The sequence below is a fragment of the Candidatus Chryseobacterium colombiense genome (assembly GCA_029203185.1).
In the GTDB taxonomy this organism is placed as follows: Bacteria; Bacteroidota; Bacteroidia; order Flavobacteriales; family Weeksellaceae; genus Chryseobacterium; species Chryseobacterium colombiense.
Window position 1 is genome coordinate 3991426 of record CP119310.1, and the last position, 18527, is coordinate 4009952.

Sequence of the window (18527 nt, forward strand, 5' to 3'; positions counted from 1 at the left end):
GTTATTTTATGATTCTTAATGATGCTAATAATTGGCTATTAAGTGGCTGGATAAGGAATTGCCCTATCTTTTTCTATAGGATTATAATATTGCTTAATCATATTTTGAAGATGTTTCTTTTTTTGATCAAGCTGATCCTGAGTCGTTATCTTTTCTCCTGAGATAATAACGGTCCCTCCGTTTTTTAAGCTGTTACTCATATCTTTCACAGGATCGGCATAATAATCAAGTTTAACTTTATGATATTGTTTAAGGCTTACTGGAATAGGCTTGTTGCCGTAATGAGTTTCCAGGAAATTAACTGTAGAATAGGTTTCCGGAATATTGATGTTTTTTACAAGCTTATATTTAAAATCATTATTGGCATCCGAGAGTTCGAAAATAAGACCCGGTAATCCTTTAAATTTATAAGGCCCTTCCTGAAAAGGAATTTCTGTAGAGAACCATGCTGTCCATTCTCTTCCTCCAAAATTTGTGGTTGCTTTCTGTAGGGTGTATTGATCTGCTTTTTTGGTTTCGGTACCGATTTTCCAATTCATCTTATCAGTTGAGTTAATGACGAAATAGTCGTACATATTATCATGAAAAGACTGGTTGTCGAATGAATTGGCTTTTCGGATAATGAGCTGGTCGCTTTGTGTATTGGCTTGCCAGTTTTGTCTGGTTTTCTTACTGATAGAATCCATTTCAAGAAATTTATAATCATAAAATTTTACTTGCTCCTTATCAATGTCGAGAACCATATTCATTTTTTTCTCTTTGCCACCGAGCTTTATTTCTAATTCGTAAATAAATCTCCGGGTCTGTGAGAACACGGAGGTGAAGAGCAGTAAAAGAAATACTGCTAAAGTTTTTTTCATATATATTATTTTTGGTGTTGCAATTAATACTCAAATTCTATTCCGCCCAGGTAGGTCAGAGAAAAATCATCATTTTCTATGGACGAAGGTTTAGGAATTTGCCCCTGGCTTACGAAGATTAACGAATTAATATCAAACTTAAGATTTATTTCATTGATCCTCTGAACCAATACAGGAAGCCAGTCTTCAGCAAAAGAAAAATCTGCGAACTTTTCAAAAAGACCAAGATTAGAATCATCAAAACCGTATTCTATCAAATCCTGATCAAACCAGAGGGTATTTTGAGACTCCGCAAATTTTGAAACAAAAATATCATCAGAATCCTCCTCCAGATAAAAGTTTTCGTCCTCTTCTACAAAATTGTAAAAATCATCCTCGCTATTGAAATTTCCTACCCAAAAATCTAGTACTTCTGTATTCATAATTATTTAATGGTTATCTCTTAATATATTTTAAGATTTATGCTGGCAAATTTAGTTATTTAAAAATATCCATAATCTTTTGAAGAAAGCTTTTATTCTTTACTAATTGTGTTTTTTCCAGATAAGGTGTTTCTAAAACTGTATTTTATTATCGTTGAGCTCTTCATTGATAAAGTTTTCATTTATTGAATAATAACTCATGAAAATTTCATTTAAATTATTTATCAGTACATTGTTTCCAGCATAATGATCAACTCTAGTTTTGATGATTTTAAGACCTGTAAACCATTTTAAATATAAATTGCGAATGTGATTTTCCACTTCATTTTCAGGTATTTCAGAACTTACAAAATGAAAACCTGCGGTATGATTGATTAAAGTTTGAGTAAAGAACGAATCTATAAGATCTGTAAAAGAGTTCATTCGTGTTGTAAGATTTTCCTCTTCTTCATCATCGTCCCAATATTCACTCATAATCCAGACCTTAGGATTATCTCCTTCATCCGGATAAATCAATGAAATATAATCATTTCTTCTTTCTGAGATTATGATAACGGGTTGATTTGCTGTGAAATTATTGCTTTCAAAAATCTGTTCTCCAAATTCGGTAGTATAATCAAGATCTTCATACGACATGTTTTCAGCATCCATAAAATCAAATAAAAAAAACTTTCCAATGCTTCTCAGATATTCTTCATAAGCTAGGGGAAGTTTCCCTTTTTTATCGATAAGAGCTTTGATGTCATCATCATTGCACCCTGCAATTCCTTTTGTATTCTTGTCTATTTTAAGAATGGTCAAATATTCTTTTAAAGTTTGAAAATACTCTTTGTAGATATTCATAATTTTTATTGTATGCGTTTTTGTTTTTCACTTTCCTTAATGGTCCTCTCCAATCTCGACAACCTCGTTTTCTCCTGTTTGGCACTCATAATCCAGTGAAGCATTACTTTTTTATAAGATGGAGCCTGGCTGTTAAAGAATTCCCACGCTTTTTTGTTCGCTTTAAATTGCTTTTCAAATTCAAGATCGAGCATTGCCAGCTCTTTTTCATGAGAATAAATGGCTGATTTTTCCTCTTTTCTCAATTTGAAAGCTTTCAAGCCTGCCGCACTCATTAGACCTGCTTTTGTGAGTTCTTCGACTTTTTTAATATTGATAGCACTCCAGATACTTGTGGGTTTTCGGGGAGTGAAACGGATGCTGTAGCTTTCCTCATCAATCGATTTTCTCACACCGTCTATCCAGCCAAAACATAAAGCCTGATCTACAGATTCGGACCAGGTCATAGAAGGTTTCTTTGTTCCGACCTTGAAAAATCCAACGAGAAGTTCTTTTTCGTGTTGATGATTTTCCTCAAGCCAGTTTCGGAACTCTTGTGGGGTTGGGAAGAATGTTGGTGACATTTAGGTTAATTTATTTTGCAATTTCAATTTTTACAATCTCATTAAATTTATCTCCTTTGCTGTAAGTAACTCTTACGTTTAGATTATTATATAAGTCATTACTTCTGTCACCTCCGAAATGATTAAATTCAGATATGGCATTTTCAGAATATTGAAAAACCACAGAATTTACTTCAAAACTATCAATTTTTTGCTTTCCTTCTAATCTTTCTTTGTAATTGGAAATTTTACCTTCTACTTTTCCCAATTTTTCCGATTCAAGAAGTTTTGTAATTCGTTCTTTTGTATTATCAGGAGTGAAAAATCTTAGATAAATATATCCGGGAAGTGATGTTACAATGAATAAACTTATTAAAACTAAGTAAAGCTTTTTATCCTCGTTCTTCTGAAATTTCAATACTAAGAAAAATGCAATTCCTGAAAGAATAAATAGCATTAAACAGACTGAGTAAGATTTAATCGAATTACTTGGAGTGTCTAGAAGTGACCAATAAGTATAATATTCCACAGTTATTTGAATGAATGATTTGACTCAAATTTAACACATTTTATGCAAGTGATGGAGCATGTAAAATAAAATTGTAACATTTTGTAATCATAACAATAGATGTAATATTCAGGAATTTTTCAGAGGTTCCTTTTTGATTGCTTACATTTGTATACATTCTTGTCTTTAAGAATGAAAATGAGTTTATTTATGACCAACGGAAAATACAACGAGACCATTCATACAGATCCAAATAATTACGAATATATTACAATTTCTAATGACGAAAATAAGGTAAGAATCTATACATTAAAGAATGGCTTAAAAGTTTTTTTAGCCCAGAATTTTGATGCACCAAGAATTCAGACCTATATTCCGGTGAGAACGGGAAGTAACAATGACCCTTCTGATAATACAGGATTAGCCCATTATCTTGAACACATGATGTTTAAAGGAACATCAAAGATTGGAACACAGAACTGGGAAAAGGAAAGTGAGTTATTAAATCAGATATCAGACTTATACGAGCAACACAAAGCTGAATCAGATCCCGATAAAAAGAAAGAAATCTATAAAAAAATAGATGAAATTTCTCAGGAAGCAAGCCAGTATGCGATTGCCAATGAATATGATAAGGCAATTTCATCATTGGGAGCAACAGGAACCAATGCGCATACCTGGTTTGATGAAACGGTATACAAGAACAACATCCCCAATAATGAGCTTGAAAAATGGCTGAAAGTTGAAAAAGAAAGATTCTCTGAAATCGCTTTGAGACTTTTCCACACTGAACTGGAATCTGTATATGAAGAATTTAACAGAGCTCAGGATAATGATTCGAGATTGGTGAATTATGAACTGATGGATGCGCTTTTTCCAACCCATCCGAACGGACAGCAGACAACACTGGGAAAACCGGAACACCTGAAAAATCCTTCTATGAAGGCAATTCATAAATATTTTGATGAATATTATGTGCCTAATAATTATGCGGTGGTTTTAGTCGGGGATTTAGATTTTGAAAAAACGATTCAGCTTATAGATCAGTATTTTGGAGCCATTCCTTACAGAGAGCTTCCGAAAAAAACTCCGGTTACTGAAAAACCGATTACAGAAATTGTAAAAAGAACGGTGAAAAGCCCGACTACATCCAGAGTACAGTTAGCCTGGAGAACACAAAGCTACGGAACCCGGGAAGCGATATTAGCGGATATTGTAGCCAATATTCTGAGTAATAGAGGAGAAGCCGGATTACTGGATTTGAATATTAATCAGACTCAAAAACTGCTTTGGGGGCAGGCTTTTTCTGTAGGATTAAAGGAATACGGATATTTTTCCATTGTTGCCGTTCCTAAAGAAACCCAGACTTTGGATGAAGCTAAAGAATTGGTTTTAGAGCAGATTGAATTATTGAAAAGCGGAGATTTTCCGGATTGGATGCTTCCTGCTATTATCAACGACTTTAAGCTGCAGAGAATGAAAACCCTGGAAACAGCAGACGGATTGGCAACTAATCTTTATGATACTTACATTAAAGGAAGAACCTGGGAACAGGAACTCAATGAAATGGATGAATATGCTGAGTTTACAAAAGAAGATGTAGTGAATTTTGCCAATGAATTCTTCAGGGAAAATTATGTAATTGTATATAAAGAAAAAGGAATTAATGACAGGTTAATCAGAGTTGAAAATCCAGGAATCACCCCTGTGAAAATCAACCGTGAAAATCAATCTGAATTTTTACAACAGATTCTGGCGGAAAAAACTGAAGATATAAAGCCTGAATTTATTGATTATCAGAAAGAAATTAAAACAGATGTAATTAAAGATAAAAAAATAAGTTTCGTTAAAAATAAATATAATGATATTGCCCAGGTTCATTTTATTTTTCCTTTTGGAAGCGATCATGACCGCGATTTGGGAATTTCTACTCAGGTTCTTCAGTATTTGGGAACTGATCAGTTTTCACCCGAAGATCTTAAAAAAGAATTTTTTAAAATCGGGGTTTCCAATGATTTTAAAACCACCAATGACCAGCTTTTAATTTCTTTAAGCGGGCTGGAGGAGAATATAGAAAAGGGGATTGAACTTCTTCAACATTGGATGTATAAGATAAAGCCTGATCAGGAAATTTATCAGCAGTTCGTAGAAACTGTTTTAGAGAACAGAGCGGCTGTAAAAAAAGATAAAGGCCGGATTATGGCGGCTTTAACAAATTATACAAAATTAGGGGCGCTCTCACGGTTTACAGATGTTATTTCTGAGGAAGAGCTTAAAAATACTGATGTTGAAGTATTCACTGATAGGATGAAAAATCTGTTTAAATTCCCTTATCAGATATTTTTCTACGGGAGAAATTTTGAAAACTTTATGACTTATATTGGTAAATATACGGAGAATGCAAGTCTTCAGATTTCGGAGCCGAAACAATATCCGGAACCGGAAACAATGGGAAATGTTTATTTTACCAACTATGATATGGTGCAGATGGAAATGAGCAAAGTGGGACGGGGAAATCCTGTAAATATTGAAAACTTTGGGAAAATCAACGTCTTTAATGAATATTTCGGTAGAGGATTATCGTCCATCGTGTTTCAGGAAATTCGTGAAAGTAAAAGCTTGGCATATTCTGCCTATGTTTCTTATGCTCCTAATTCAGAATTGAATCATCCAGATTATATCACAACCTATATTGGAACACAGCCAGATAAGTTACAGATTGCGGTAGATACCATGGCAGAATTGATGAGTGAGCTTCCTGAAGTTCCCAGCCAGTTTGAAAATGCCCGAAATGCGGCGTTAAAACAAATTGCTTCAACCAGAATTACAAGAACCAATATCTTTTTTAATACACTGAGACTGAAAAAACTGAATATTCACTATGATTTTAGAAAAGATATTTATCATCAGATTCAAAAGCTGAGTTTTGAAGATCTGAAACAGTTTTATAATAAAGAAATTAGACCCATTCATTTTAATACAGCCATTATCGGAAAAAAAGAAAATCTGAATATGGAAGCCGTAAATAAAATGGGAACCTTTAAAGAAGTAAGCCTGAAAGATATTTTTGGACATTAAAAAAATAAAACCCCCGAACATTCTCGGGGGTTTTATTTTGTATTGATATAGTAAAAACTAATTATTTTACAACTTTCATTTCATCAATCAGCCATTTTGAATCGGCATATTTATCGATGATGAAAAGAATGTATTTGGTATCCACCATAATGTTTCGGCTGAAACGAGGGTCATAATTGATGTCACTCATTGTTCCTTCCCACTGTCTGTCGAAGTTCAGCCCAACAAGGTTTCCGTTAGCATCCAGAGCAGGGCTTCCTGAGTTTCCTCCTGTAGTATGGTTGGTTGCTGTAAATCCTACCGGAACATCTCCTGTTTTATCTTTATAAATTCCGAAGTCTTTTTTGTTGTAAAGATCAATCAGTTTCTTAGGAACATCGAATTCATAATCACCGGGAATATATTTTTCCAATACGCCTGCCAAATGGGTTTGGTAGTTATAAGAAACAGCATCTCTCGGGCTGGATCCTTTTACTTTCCCATACGTTACACGGAGAGTAGAATTGGCATCCGGAAAGAACTTTCTGTCTTTATCGGTTTCCATTTGCTGTGCCATGAATGTTTTCTGTAGCTCATCGATTTTACCCTGTAAAGAAGTAAACTGAGGATCTGCTGTTTTCATGTAGGTTTCTCTCAGGGTAACATAAATCTGATAAATAGGATCTTTTTTCAAGGTCTTAATTAATTTATCCTGATTGGAAAATGCTTTTTCAATATCTTTGGTAGTAGAAGCTCCGTTTACTTCAGTTCTTCCTGTAATGATTGAGTTTTTAGAGGCGTCTTCAATCATTTGAATATTCTGAGCTTCATTCTTATACTTATCAAATCCTGCAGGTAAGAATTGAGGAGCTGTTTTATTGGCATATAATGCTAACAATTTTGCTGTAACCTTTGCATCCAATTCAGCACTGTAATCTTTGTAGAAAGAAGTTAATCTGTTTTTGAAAGAAGTGGTTGATTTTTCATCCATTCTACCGGCTTCTACAGACGTCACATAATTGTAATAAAGATTAGCCAGCATTAATGTTTCAGCATTTCTTAAAACTTCCGTGTAATAAGCGTTGTTAAGTGCATAAGGAGCCTGATCGTTGTACAATTTATTAAGCTGGTCCAATGTAGATTTGATCTCATGGTTTTTAGCCACCAAAGAACCTTCATACATTACTTTTTTCTCAACTGCATTAGATTTTTTTAACCCTTCAACTTCACCGATCCATTTTTTCCAGTAATTAGCTACGGAAGCATATTTTGAAGCATATTTGATACGTGTGGCATCATCAGTACGCATTTTTTCGTCCAATGTTTTTAACGCTACATCTCGTACTGCAATTCTTGCCGGATCGATTTCCTTCATGATTTTTTCAACAGCAATGGCCGGTAAATATTCCGTAGTTCTTCCCGGGAATCCGAATACGAAAGTGAAATCATTTTCATTTTTATCCTTAATGGAAACCGGAAGATAATGCTTCGGAACATAAGGAACATTGTCTTTTGAATATTCTGCAGGCTTATTATCTTTTCCTGCATAAATTCTGAACATAGAGAAATCTCCCGTATGTCTTGGCCAAACCCAGTTATCGGTATCGCTTCCGAATTTTCCGATACTTTGCGGAGGTGCACCTACTAATCTGATATCTTTGTAAGTTTCAATAGTATAAGCGTAATACTTATTTCCGTAATACATAGACTTTACAGAAATAGACTGGTAAGGTTCTATTTTTTGAGAGTTTTTGTAAACCTCGATATTATTGGCGATTTTTTTTGAAAGTTCAGGTTCTGTTAATTTATCCGTTCCTTCAAGAATTTGTTGGGTAACTTCTTTAATATCTACGATGAAATCTACTGTAACACCGGGATTAGGAAGTTCTCCATTCGTATTTTTCGCCCAAAAACCATTCGATAGAAGGTCGTTTTCTACCGTAGAATGAGCCTGTATCTGTCCGTATCCGCAATGGTGATTGGTAAGAAGCAGTCCTTTTGGAGAAATAATTTCGGCAGTACAGCCTCCGTTGAACTGTACTACAGCATCTTTAATACTTGGTTTCTGAACATTGAATATATCTTTAGCAGAAATTTTCATTCCCAAGTCTTTCATTTCCTTTTCATTAAGCTCTGTCGGGATCCACATTCCGCCGTATTGCTGGGCAATTCCTAAAGAAAAACTAAAGAATGCCGAAGCAATGAGAATATTACGTTTTATCATTACAAAAAATTTTGCCTAAAAATACATAAAATTAATTTTTTACTAAAGAAAAAGACCGCTTTTGAGGCGGTCTGGTTATTTTTTTGCTTAAAATTGGTAGGCAATAATTTTTTCGTCTTCCATGAGATTTTTCATTAAAGCTTCATGATGGGTGTTATTTCCTGTAATAACCCACGTTGTGGCAAGATTTCCCTGAGTATACTGTTGTTTTGAAAGAATGAATTTTAAATTGTTTTTTGCAAAAAGTTCTTCACAATGTTTGATATCGTGATAATCTACAACGGCAATTTTATATTCCCTGATTTTATGTTTTTTATCAATGAATCGTTCAAAATAAGTTAAAGAATTTAATACCAATAATACTAAAGCAGTTCCCAGTAAGGCAAGGTAAACATATCCGGAACCGACTGCCATTCCAATGGAAGCGGTTGCCCAGATTGTGGTTGCGGTTGTAATTCCCCCAATTTTATTATCATCTTTAAAAATAACTCCGGCTCCCAAAAAACCGATTCCTGTAATGATATTGGCTGCCAGACGATCCGGATTATTAATTCCTATTTTCAAGGATAGAACGGTGAACAAACAAGATCCAAAACATACTAAAATAAAGGTTCGCAAACCCGCCGATTTGTTTCGGTATTCACGCTCCGTTCCGATCATGATTCCTAGCACAACGGATATGAAAATCAATAACAGTTCATTCTGGATAACATAATGGTCTTTTAAAAATTCCATTCTTAAGATTTTAAACTTCCTTGATTAAAATTACAATAAAATCTTTGATAATAGGCTATGGTTTATAGAGCGTATCTTAAAACATCGGATGTGCGTTGGCAGATTTCTCAGGAACAGTTTCATGAACGTCCCAATGTTCAGCAATTTTCTTGTTTTCAATTCTGAAAATATCAATTACGGATTGCAGTTTCCCGTCTGGCAAAACATCTCTAACATGAAGGAAAACCAAATCACCTTCTGCTGCAATATGCTGAATATCAATTTTCGTTTTTGGCTCATTTTGCAACCAAACCTTTACTGCTTTTTCAAATGCTTCCGAGCCATCGGCAACATTGGGATTATGCTGAATGTAAGTCGGTAAAAGATAATGATCAATATTGGTAAAATCATGATCTCCGAAAATCTTCTGATAAAAATCTTTTACCAGCTTTTTATTGTACTCAAGGTCAGCTGCTGATGCTTTTTTACTTTGTGCACCTAATCCTGCTGAAAAAAGAAATAATCCTAGTAAAACGATAGTTGTGATAGCTTTTCCCATTTTTTTAATATTAATGTCTAACAAAGATAATTAAAATGTAATAAAAATTATTACACTTTGGTGGCGAATTTTAAAATGAAGAAAATAACTCTTATTAAAATTTAAAAATATTATGCATTAATCAGATCCAAAAACTGCTTGAAAAATTTACCTATAGTGAAGTAAAGAAACGGGATTAGAAAACTCTAATCCCGCATCTTAATATCATTACAGCTTTGATTCAACTTAATTTTTAATAAATTTCTGGGTTGTAATTTTATCTTTTGTAGAGAATTTTATAATATAATTACCTCTTGTAAGGTCTGAAACATTGATTGTATTGTTTTTTACTGAAGTTGTTCTTAAAATTCTTCCGGCCGTATCATAAATTTCAGCTTTTATAATTTCACTTTTAGATTGAATATTCAAAAGATCTTTTACAGGATTTGGATAAATGGTAATATCGTTGTTTCCTTCCCCGATTTCGTTGGTAGCCAAAACATTTTGAACAGTAGTTGTGTATGTATTCGTAATGATCGGCTGGTTGTAATCGAAGTAGATTTTTGCAGTATTGCTAAAGCTGTTTCCGGTAGTTAAAGTAGATTTTGTTTTAATTTTAAATGAAACATATCCATCATTAGTCGCATTATTAAATGGAAGTTGAATATTCTCAAAGATAAATTCTACAATATTTGGATTCGTAATTCTTGTTACAAAATTATGACTTGCATTCAAAGGAGTCAATGTTGACAGATCCAGTTTTGAAGTATCTATTTCATCTTTGACTACAATATTCTGTGCATTGGCGGTACCAGTATTTTCAAATCTGATTAGGTAATGCACATAGTCTCCTACCTGAACCTGAGTAATAGAAGGTCCTTCTAGACATGTTTTATCGTTTGGATCGAAAGCGTTGACTACAGTTTGATTTAATGTAAAGGTATTATCTGAAGGAGTTTCATCTGTTGCTCCGTTAATTTGAGTGGTATAATGAAGAATATCACCCCCGTTTAAAGGAGGAGTCTGTGTCGGCGTATTTAAATGCATGGTTACCGTGATTTCTTTCGTTTCAAATGGAAGAAGATTGGTGAAATTCCAATTTAAAACTCCTGTTGATTGAGAGTTGGGAGTAATGGTCGCACTTATATAATGACTGATATTGTCATTATACGTGAAACTTAAAGTTCCCGATTGTGTAGAGGTTCCCTTGTTTTTGTAGATGATTTTATATTTAGCATCAAAACCCGGTCTAGCAACAGTAATAGGAATAATTACTGTCTCTAAATCGTTATGAGTTCCATTTGCCGTTATGCAGAAATTCTGATTTAAAGGGCTTGTTTGTGTTGGAAAATTTGCAGTGAAGCTGGTTGGAGAAATATTAAAATAACTTGGATTTTCTAAGACAGGGGAAAGTGTATGTGATCCTGCTATTACTGGAATAGAATAATTACCAGAATTGTTGGCAATAAAACTTCCTGTTACAGTTCCATTCGTAATATTAAATTGTTGAAAAGCTTTATTCAGATCATTTATATCACAACCGTTATTGTTGTAATCATATTTTGTATTCCCTTGTATTGTATAAAAATTTCCTCCGGGTGTGAAAGAACAATATGAGTTTAATACAACATTTGGTTGATTATAATAAACTAAAAGTGAATTTATCATTCCAAGCTCAAAATCATCAACACAAATATATTTTAAATTTGGTGTGTTTGAAAAAATAGGGGTTGCATTTTGAGTATAATTATTTTTACCATTTTTAATATTAAAACTTATAAGATTAGGATTATTAGAAAAATCGAAATAGCTGAGCTGTGTAAGTTGTCCTGCATCAATGGTGGTGAATAAATTATTATTTACATATAGGCTTATTAAGATAGGAGCCGCTCCCAATGGAATTGTTGTAAGCTTATTATTATTAGCAACAATGGATAGTAAGTAATTGTTGTTATTTAAATTTAATGACGTAATCAAATTATTATTACATTCTAAGTTTTTCAGATTGGGGAAAAGAGAAATATCAAGTGAAGTTAATTGATTTCCACTACAAGAGAGAATTTGTAAATTTGGAACATTAATAACTGAAAAAGTTGAAACCTGATTGTTAGCAAAAGAGATCGTCTTCAGATTACTTAAATTATTTAGAGAAAGATTAGTAAGAGTATTGTTGGAAACATTAATAGATTCAATATTTGATAATCCTGATATTTGTAGGTTGGTCAAAACATTGTTAAAAGCAATTAATGATGTGAGATTAATAAACTGATTAATCCCTGTAAGATCAGAAATCGCACTACTGGGATTACCGGGGTTGCTGCTAGTACCTCCAATATTTAATTTATACACATTCAGTGCTTCTGAAACCTGAATTTCGTTATCTCCATTCGTATCAATTACAATAGATTGGTTTGAGCTGTTAATTGCTATGTTATTGGTTGTATTTGCCGATAGAAGTCTGGCTTTAAAAACAGGATCCGGAATGTTTACAATTTGTGCCTGAAACACAGAAAATAACAATACCAAAATTAAAAAGTAATTTTTTTTCATATAAATTATTAGTTTTAAATTCTTTTCAGAGTGAAAAACAAAAATATACCATTAAGATTGAATCTCAATGGTATAAAATGTTAAATTATTAAAGATATTATTTTTCTATCAGATCCAAAAACTGCTGCTCATCCAGAATTTCAATCGTTCCGATGTCTTGTGCTTTTTTAAGTTTGCTTCCTGCTTTTTCACCTACCACGAGATAATTAAGGTTTTTAGAAACTGCAGAAATATTTTTCCCGCCATGTTTTTCTACCATTTCTTCGGCAGATTCTCTTGTGAACAAAGATAGCTTCCCTGTGAAAAGAAATGTTTTTCCTTCTAAAGTGTTGGATAAAACTTCATTGGTGCTTTCTCCTTTTTCTAGTTGGACTCCGTAGGATTTTAGTCGTTCTATCATTAGAATGTTTTCGGAATTGGCAAAGAAATCTACGATGCTTACCGCGATTTTTGTTCCGATGTCTTCCACCTGACAAAGTTCTTCTACCGTCGCATTTTTCAATTCTTCAATAGTAGGGAAATTCTTAACCAGTTTTTTAGCGACCGTTTCACCCACATGCTTTATCCCAATTCCATATAATACCTTTTCAAAGGGGATTTCTTTTGATTTTTCGATTCCGGAAATGATATTCTGTGCAGATTTTTCGGCCATTCTTTCCAGTGGCAAAAGCTGCTCTTTCTTTAAAGTATAAAAGTCTGCCGGATTTTCAATCAGCTTTTCTCTGTAAAGCTGCTCGATGGTTTCGCTTCCCAGGTTCTCAATATTCAAAGCTTTTCTGGATACATAATGGATCATTCTTCCCACAACTTGTGGTGGACAGTGAAGTTCATTCGGGCAAAAATGAATCGCCTGGTCTTCAATTTTTACCAACTCTGTTCCGCATTCAGGACAATGCTTGATATATTCAATTTCCTTACTTTCATCTGTTCTTTTCTCAGTATTTACTCCGACAATTTTTGGAATGATTTCTCCACCTTTTTCTACATAAACGAAATCGTTTTCATGTAAATCAAGTTTTTTAATGATATCTTCATTATGCAAAGATGCCCTTTTTACAATCGTTCCGGCCAGCAAAATAGGTTTCAGATTGGCAACCGGAGTGATGGCTCCTGTTCTTCCGACCTGATAAGAAACACTTTGCAGTTCAGTTTCCACTTTTTCAGCTTTAAATTTATAAGCCATTGCCCAACGTGGAGATTTTGCCGTATATCCAAGCTGTCTCTGTTGTTTTAATGAATTGACTTTTAAAACAATACCGTCAATTTCAAAAGGTAGGTTATGTCTTTCAACATCCCAGAAAGTAATGAATTCTTTTACCTCATCCAAAGTCCTACATAATTTTGCCTGCTGAGAGGTTTTGAAACCCCAGCTTTGTGCTTTCTGAAGCAGTTCCCAATGCGATTCGGCAGGAATATCTTCGGAAATAAACTGATATAACACTGAAGAAAGTCCGCGTTTTCTCACTTCGCCGCTGTCCTGCATTTTTAAGCTTCCACTGGCTGTATTTCTTGGATTCATGAACGGATCAAGCCCTTCTTCCTCACGTAATTTATTGATTTTATCAAAGTTTTTTCTGGTCAGATAAATTTCACCGCGCATAAAGAAATGTTCAGGAAAATCACCTTTTAATTTCAACGGAATATCCGAAATGGTACGGACATTAGCTGTAATTTCATCGCCCTGAAACCCGTCTCCACGAGTGACAGCCTGCGCTAATTTCCCGTTTTCATACAAAATAGAAATGGAAGCCCCGTCATATTTAAGCTCTGCAACAAACTCTACGGGTTCATCAATGGTTTTGATAATTCTTTTTTCCCAGTCTTCAAGATCATTAAAATCATAAGAATTGTCCAGAGAATACATTCTGAATTTATGCTGAACCGTTGGGAAAACTTTTGTTATTCCTCCTCCGACACGTACGGTAGGCGAGTTTTCATCATAAAACTCAGGATATTTTGCTTCCAGATCACGGAGTTCTTCCAACAGCATATCAAAATCAAAATCTGAAATTGTCGGAGTATCAAGAAGGTAATAGTTTTCATTATGCTGATGAAGCTCTTTGCGTAGATCTTCTATTTTTTGTTGAATGTTGTCGGACATTGGGTTTCTATCTTTTAAGCAAAAGTAATTAAAGTAATCGCATTTAAAAAATAGGTGAATTAAATATTCTGAGAAAATTAAAATCTATTAATACAGCCTAATCTACTGATTAAATAGCTGATAAAATGCCTGTTTACAATGGTTTAACATAATGTTATTATTTAATTGAAAAAATGTTAAAATTATCTTAAACACCTGACCTTGAGGGTCGATATACCTTTGCACAGCTAATTTGACAAAATGAGAAAAGTAAAGATTGTATTGGGATTATTGTTCTTGAGTTTCGGAACACTGGCGTATGCACAAACCACGCAGGCGTCGATTGTAGGAAAGGTAACTGGCGTTGGAAAAACGGCTCAGGAGAAAGTGAAAGTGACGATTATTAATGAATCTACAGGTTTTAAAACCGAAACTGAAACCAACTCAAAAGGAGAGTATATTTTCAAAGAAATTCCTTTGGGCGGACCTTATACGGTAATCGTAAATGATGAGAAAAGAGAAGGATACACGGTGAATTTCGGAGATCAGGTGACGGTAAATATGGATTTAGCCAGTGAAAAAAGAATCGAAGAAGTGGTTGTTGCCGGGAATCTTAAGAATAAGATCGGAAATCTTGGCGCTGCAACTGCAATTACCGCTAAGAATATTGGAATCTTACCGGTGAACGGAAGAAATTTTGCGAGCCTTACCGAGCTGTCTCCTTTGAGCGGTAAAAATGGAAACTTATCCGGGCAATTAAGTTCTTCCACCAACTTTACCATTGATGGAATGACGGCAAAAAACCCAACTTCTGCAGGAGCTACAACCAGCCGAAGCGGTGCTCCATTTTCTATTTCAATTGAAGCCGTGCGTGAATTTAAGATTACCACGAACCAGTACGATGTCACATTGGGAAGAAGTGGTGGTGGAACAGTAAGTGCGGTTACAAAATCAGGGACTAATAAGTTTTCAGGAAGTGCTTGGGAATATTTGAGAACCAACTGGCTTTCCAGTCCGTATGATATTCGCGGAAATAAAAGGAATAATGATTTCTCAACTTCTCAGTTCGGTTTCTCATTGGGAGGTCCGATCATTAAAAATAAATTACACTTCTTCGCAGCATGGGATCATCAGTTGGATTCTAGGCCGTTGATTATTGCTGATATTAAATCGAATGAAGATGAAGCGAGATTCAATATTACCAACCAGACTCTTAACCAGTTCCTGGATATTGCCAGAGCAAAATATGGTGTTGGAAATACACCGCAGTTCGGAAGTTTTGATAAAGTACGAAACTCGGATGCCGCATTTTTACGTTTGGATTGGCAAATTAATGATAAACACTTATTGACATTAAGAAACAATTTTACATATGATCTGAATAAAAATGGATTAGGAGATAATACGGCGATCAATTTCTTTGAATCTTATGGGAATGACAAAAACTTAGATAACAGTTTACTATTGACGTTAAGATCAAATTTAAAACCTAATTTAACCAATGAATTGAAGACTCAGTATTTATATACTTCCCAGGATAGTTATCAGAATGATGAGTTAGGTCATCCGGTTCCCAGAGCTATAGTGGAAGGAGTCGCTTCAAAAATTTATGATAATAGTACGAAAACCACGAGTATTCAGATTGGTGGCCACCGATTCGGTCAGGAAAGTTTCAGAAATAATGTATTCCAGCTGGTAGACAATTTATATTACAATACGGATAAAGTAAAATATACATTCGGAGCTGATTTAATGTATACAAAAGCAAGATCTGTGTATGGAAGTGAAGTGAACGGGAAATTTTATTATCAGGGAATTAATGCTTTTAATAACATGATCTCCAACAGGTATTACAGGGAAGTTCCTTTGCTGGATGATACTTCAGTTAAGTCCAGTATCTGGAATATTGGGGTATATGGACAATTTCAGACAAAAATTGCAACCGGTTTAGACTTTATGGGAGGTTTGAGATTGGATTACGGAGGATATCCTAAAGCTGAATTCAATCAAAAACTGTATGATGAAATGGGAATCAGAACGGATAATAAAATTAAATCTTTTGTAATCCAGCCAAGATTCCAATTTGATTGGAATATTAATGAAGCAAATAAAGACTATGTGAAATTCGGAGCCGGAATTTTCTCATCTGATATCAATAATTACATGATTATTAATAATTTGGTGTTTGACGGGAAACATTTGGCAACATTGGATGTAAATCCTTCTCAAATTGGGCTTACTCCGAATTTTATAGAATATAGAAATGATTATAGTACTGTTCCTAGTCTGGCTCAATATCAGCTTCCAACAATTAATTATACAGGAAAAGATGCTAAAATCCCGATTATATACAAAGCTAATTTTTCTTATACCCATTTCTTTAATGAAAGATTCAGAGCGGGAGTTGCGGGATATATGGCATTAGGAAGAAATAATTATTTCTATTATGATCGTAATATGGTAACAACTCCTTTCATTACTTTGGCTAACGAAGACGGAAGAGGAGTCTATGTGCCTGTAAGCGCCATTACAAACAATACTAATAATACGGTAACCCTTGACTGGAAAGAGGGAAGAATTAATAAAAACTTCGGAAGAGTTCTGGAATTGGTAAGTGACGGAAAGGTAAATCAGTTTTCATTTGTAGTAGACACAAGTTATCGTTACTGGAAAGATGGAGAAATTACAGCAAGCTACACGTGGTCTGATATTAAAGATAATACATCTTATAACGGAAATGTAGCGAACTCAGCCACTTTATCAACTCCGGTTCAGAGCGATCCAAGAGATTTGAGAATGACGTACTCAGACAACCAGTTTAGAAATAAAGTAGTGATCTACGGAAACTCACCTACTATTGCCGGATTTACTTTAGGGATCAGATATTCGGGAATCGGAGGAACTCGTTTTTCTTTAACTGCAGGAGGAAATATTAATGGAGATTTCGTAGATTCTAATGACCTGGCTTATATTTTTCCAAACTTAACAGAGTCCTTGCTTAATGATCCTGAAGTAGGAAAGGCATTGAAAAACTATATTACAGATTATAATAACAAAATTGCTGAAAGAAACGGAGGTAAAAACGGGTTTTATGGAGTTTGGGACGTAAGAGTGGTGAAGAAAATCAAATTTGAAAAAATTGGGGCATTTGAACTTTCTGTTGATATTTTCAACGTTGCAAATCTACTCAACAGAGAGTGGGGGGTAAACAAATCCTATACAAATATGGCTTTGTACAGAGCTACAAAATTCAATACGACAACCCAGCAGTTTGAATATGTAAGAAATACAAACGGATTGGCTCCGCTATCAGGAAATCCTTATCAGATTCAGGTAGGCGCAAAGTACTCATTTTAATAAATTAAATATTACTTTTATCTAAAAGTTTCAAAGCTTTTTATACAAACTATCAAATTATATTATGAAAAAAATTATCTTAGGGTTAGCAGTTTTAAGCACAGTCGTAATGAAGGCACAAACCCAGATTATTGCACACAGAGGATATTGGCAGACACAGCCACCCACAACGGAAAATTCATTAAAGTCGTTGGAAAATGCTCAGCATCTGAAAATATACGGATCTGAGTTTGATGTAAGAATGACCAAAGATGGCGTTTTGGTAGTCAACCATGATGAGCATCACGGAAAAATGGAGATTTCGGAAACTGATTTTAAAGAACTGGAAACCCTGAAATTGTCGAACGGAGAGAAATTTCCCACTTTAAAAGACTATCTAAAGCAGGGTAAAAAAGACAAATCGCTGAAATTGATTGTAGAAATAAAGCCGGATAAGACAAAAGAAAAAGAAGATGAATTAACGGCAAAGACCCTTAAGATGATCAAAGAGATGAAGCTTGAGTCTCAAAGTGAATTTATCTCTTTCAGTCTGAACATTTGTAAAGAGATCAAAAGGCTTGAGCCCACATTTAAAGTGCAGTATTTAAGAGGAGAATTATCTCCCGAACAGATTAAAAATGAAGGTTTAGATGGTTTGGATTATCACTTTAGTATATTCCAGAAGAATCCTACCTGGATCTCCAAGGCAAAAGCTTTGGGACTGATTACCAATTCCTGGACAGTGAACGATGTTGCTGTGTATGAAGAATTAAAAAAACAGGGAATAGGTTTCATTACAACCAATATTCCTGATCAGTTAAAAGGTAAATAATCGTTTTTATCAGAAGATGTT

Annotated in this window: 13 protein-coding genes; 3 read left to right on the forward strand and 10 right to left on the reverse strand. The window is 34.3% G+C overall.

The window, feature by feature from the left end:
* Positions 1-38 precede the first annotated feature (38 nt).
* From P0Y62_18215 to P0Y62_18235, 5 genes are all read right to left on the reverse strand, one after another.
* On the reverse strand, positions 39-860 hold the full coding sequence (locus P0Y62_18215) for a GLPGLI family protein (GenBank protein WEK69736.1): 822 nt from the start codon (positions 858-860) through the stop codon (positions 39-41).
* Positions 861-883: 23 nt separating this feature from the next.
* Entirely contained in the window at positions 884-1282 is a 399-nt protein-coding gene (locus P0Y62_18220) for an immunity 22 family protein (protein ID WEK69737.1), read from the reverse strand.
* A 132-nt stretch (positions 1283-1414) separates the two neighbouring features.
* On the reverse strand, positions 1415-2125 hold the full coding sequence (locus P0Y62_18225) for a hypothetical protein (GenBank protein ID WEK69738.1): 711 nt from the start codon (positions 2123-2125) through the stop codon (positions 1415-1417).
* 5 nt (positions 2126-2130) lie between these two features.
* Positions 2131-2688 (reverse strand): YdeI/OmpD-associated family protein, encoded by a 558-nt coding sequence (locus tag P0Y62_18230; GenBank protein ID WEK69739.1) that lies wholly within the window; start codon positions 2686-2688, stop codon positions 2131-2133.
* Between the two features lie 10 nt (positions 2689-2698).
* Positions 2699-3124 carry a hypothetical protein gene (locus P0Y62_18235; GenBank protein WEK69740.1) on the reverse strand — a complete coding sequence of 142 codons (426 nt, stop codon included), beginning with the start codon at positions 3122-3124 and terminating at the stop codon, positions 2699-2701.
* A 261-nt stretch (positions 3125-3385) separates the two neighbouring features.
* On the opposite strand from P0Y62_18235, the gene P0Y62_18240 reads away from it, so the two are divergent.
* Positions 3386-6253, forward strand: a complete 2868-nt coding sequence (locus P0Y62_18240) for an insulinase family protein (GenBank protein WEK71828.1) — start codon at positions 3386-3388, stop codon at positions 6251-6253.
* A gap of 61 nt (positions 6254-6314) precedes the next feature.
* Here the strand turns inward: P0Y62_18240 and P0Y62_18245 are convergent, their stop codons facing one another.
* The 5 genes from P0Y62_18245 to ligA all read right to left on the reverse strand — a co-directional run bounded on the left by P0Y62_18245 (position 6315) and on the right by ligA (position 14359).
* Positions 6315-8456 (reverse strand): S46 family peptidase, encoded by a 2142-nt coding sequence (locus P0Y62_18245; protein WEK69741.1) that lies wholly within the window; start codon positions 8454-8456, stop codon positions 6315-6317.
* 87 nt (positions 8457-8543) lie between these two features.
* Positions 8544-9191, reverse strand: coding sequence for an MgtC/SapB family protein (locus tag P0Y62_18250; protein WEK69742.1), 648 nt, complete (start codon positions 9189-9191; stop codon positions 8544-8546).
* A 76-nt stretch (positions 9192-9267) separates the two neighbouring features.
* The gene (locus P0Y62_18255) at positions 9268-9729 is read right to left on the reverse strand and encodes an ester cyclase (GenBank protein ID WEK69743.1); all 462 of its coding nucleotides are present in this window, start codon (positions 9727-9729) and stop codon (positions 9268-9270) included.
* A 225-nt stretch (positions 9730-9954) separates the two neighbouring features.
* A complete protein-coding gene (locus P0Y62_18260) occupies positions 9955-12258 on the reverse strand; it encodes a T9SS type A sorting domain-containing protein (GenBank protein ID WEK69744.1) in 2304 nt (767 codons plus the stop codon).
* A 97-nt stretch (positions 12259-12355) separates the two neighbouring features.
* Positions 12356-14359 (reverse strand): NAD-dependent DNA ligase LigA, encoded by a 2004-nt coding sequence (gene ligA, locus P0Y62_18265; protein WEK69745.1) that lies wholly within the window; start codon positions 14357-14359, stop codon positions 12356-12358.
* 240 nt (positions 14360-14599) lie between these two features.
* Here ligA and P0Y62_18270 point away from each other — a divergent pair, with 240 nt between their 5' ends.
* Together P0Y62_18270 and P0Y62_18275 are read left to right on the forward strand one after the other, a co-directional pair.
* Positions 14600-17695: a carboxypeptidase regulatory-like domain-containing protein gene (locus P0Y62_18270; GenBank protein WEK69746.1), complete on the forward strand. Its 3096-nt coding sequence runs from the start codon at positions 14600-14602 to the stop codon at positions 17693-17695.
* Between the two features lie 64 nt (positions 17696-17759).
* The gene (locus P0Y62_18275; protein WEK69747.1) at positions 17760-18506 is read left to right on the forward strand and encodes a glycerophosphodiester phosphodiesterase family protein; all 747 of its coding nucleotides are present in this window, start codon (positions 17760-17762) and stop codon (positions 18504-18506) included.
* Positions 18507-18527: the final 21 nt, after the last annotated feature.

Bases quoted from the DNA above. Each gene is read 5' to 3' on its own strand.
- P0Y62_18225 (WEK69738.1), bottom strand. From the start codon at position 2,125: ATGAATATCTACAAAGAGTATTTTCAAACTTTAAAAGAATATTTGACC.
- P0Y62_18235 (WEK69740.1), bottom strand. From the start codon at position 3,124: ATGCTATTTATTCTTTCAGGAATTGCATTTTTCTTAGTATTGAAATTT.
- P0Y62_18230 (WEK69739.1), bottom strand. From the start codon at position 2,688: ATGTCACCAACATTCTTCCCAACCCCACAAGAGTTCCGAAACTGGCTT.
- P0Y62_18255 (WEK69743.1), bottom strand. From the start codon at position 9,729: ATGGGAAAAGCTATCACAACTATCGTTTTACTAGGATTATTTCTTTTT.
- P0Y62_18250 (WEK69742.1), bottom strand. From the start codon at position 9,191: ATGGAATTTTTAAAAGACCATTATGTTATCCAGAATGAACTGTTATTG.
- P0Y62_18220 (WEK69737.1), bottom strand. From the start codon at position 1,282: ATGAATACAGAAGTACTAGATTTTTGGGTAGGAAATTTCAATAGCGAG.
- P0Y62_18215 (WEK69736.1), bottom strand. From the start codon at position 860: ATGAAAAAAACTTTAGCAGTATTTCTTTTACTGCTCTTCACCTCCGTG.
- ligA (WEK69745.1), bottom strand. From the start codon at position 14,359: ATGTCCGACAACATTCAACAAAAAATAGAAGATCTACGCAAAGAGCTT.
- P0Y62_18270 (WEK69746.1), top strand. From the start codon at position 14,600: ATGAGAAAAGTAAAGATTGTATTGGGATTATTGTTCTTGAGTTTCGGA.
- P0Y62_18260 (WEK69744.1), bottom strand. From the start codon at position 12,258: ATGAAAAAAAATTACTTTTTAATTTTGGTATTGTTATTTTCTGTGTTT.
- P0Y62_18245 (WEK69741.1), bottom strand. From the start codon at position 8,456: ATGATAAAACGTAATATTCTCATTGCTTCGGCATTCTTTAGTTTTTCT.
- P0Y62_18240 (WEK71828.1), top strand. From the start codon at position 3,386: ATGACCAACGGAAAATACAACGAGACCATTCATACAGATCCAAATAAT.
- P0Y62_18275 (WEK69747.1), top strand. From the start codon at position 17,760: ATGAAAAAAATTATCTTAGGGTTAGCAGTTTTAAGCACAGTCGTAATG.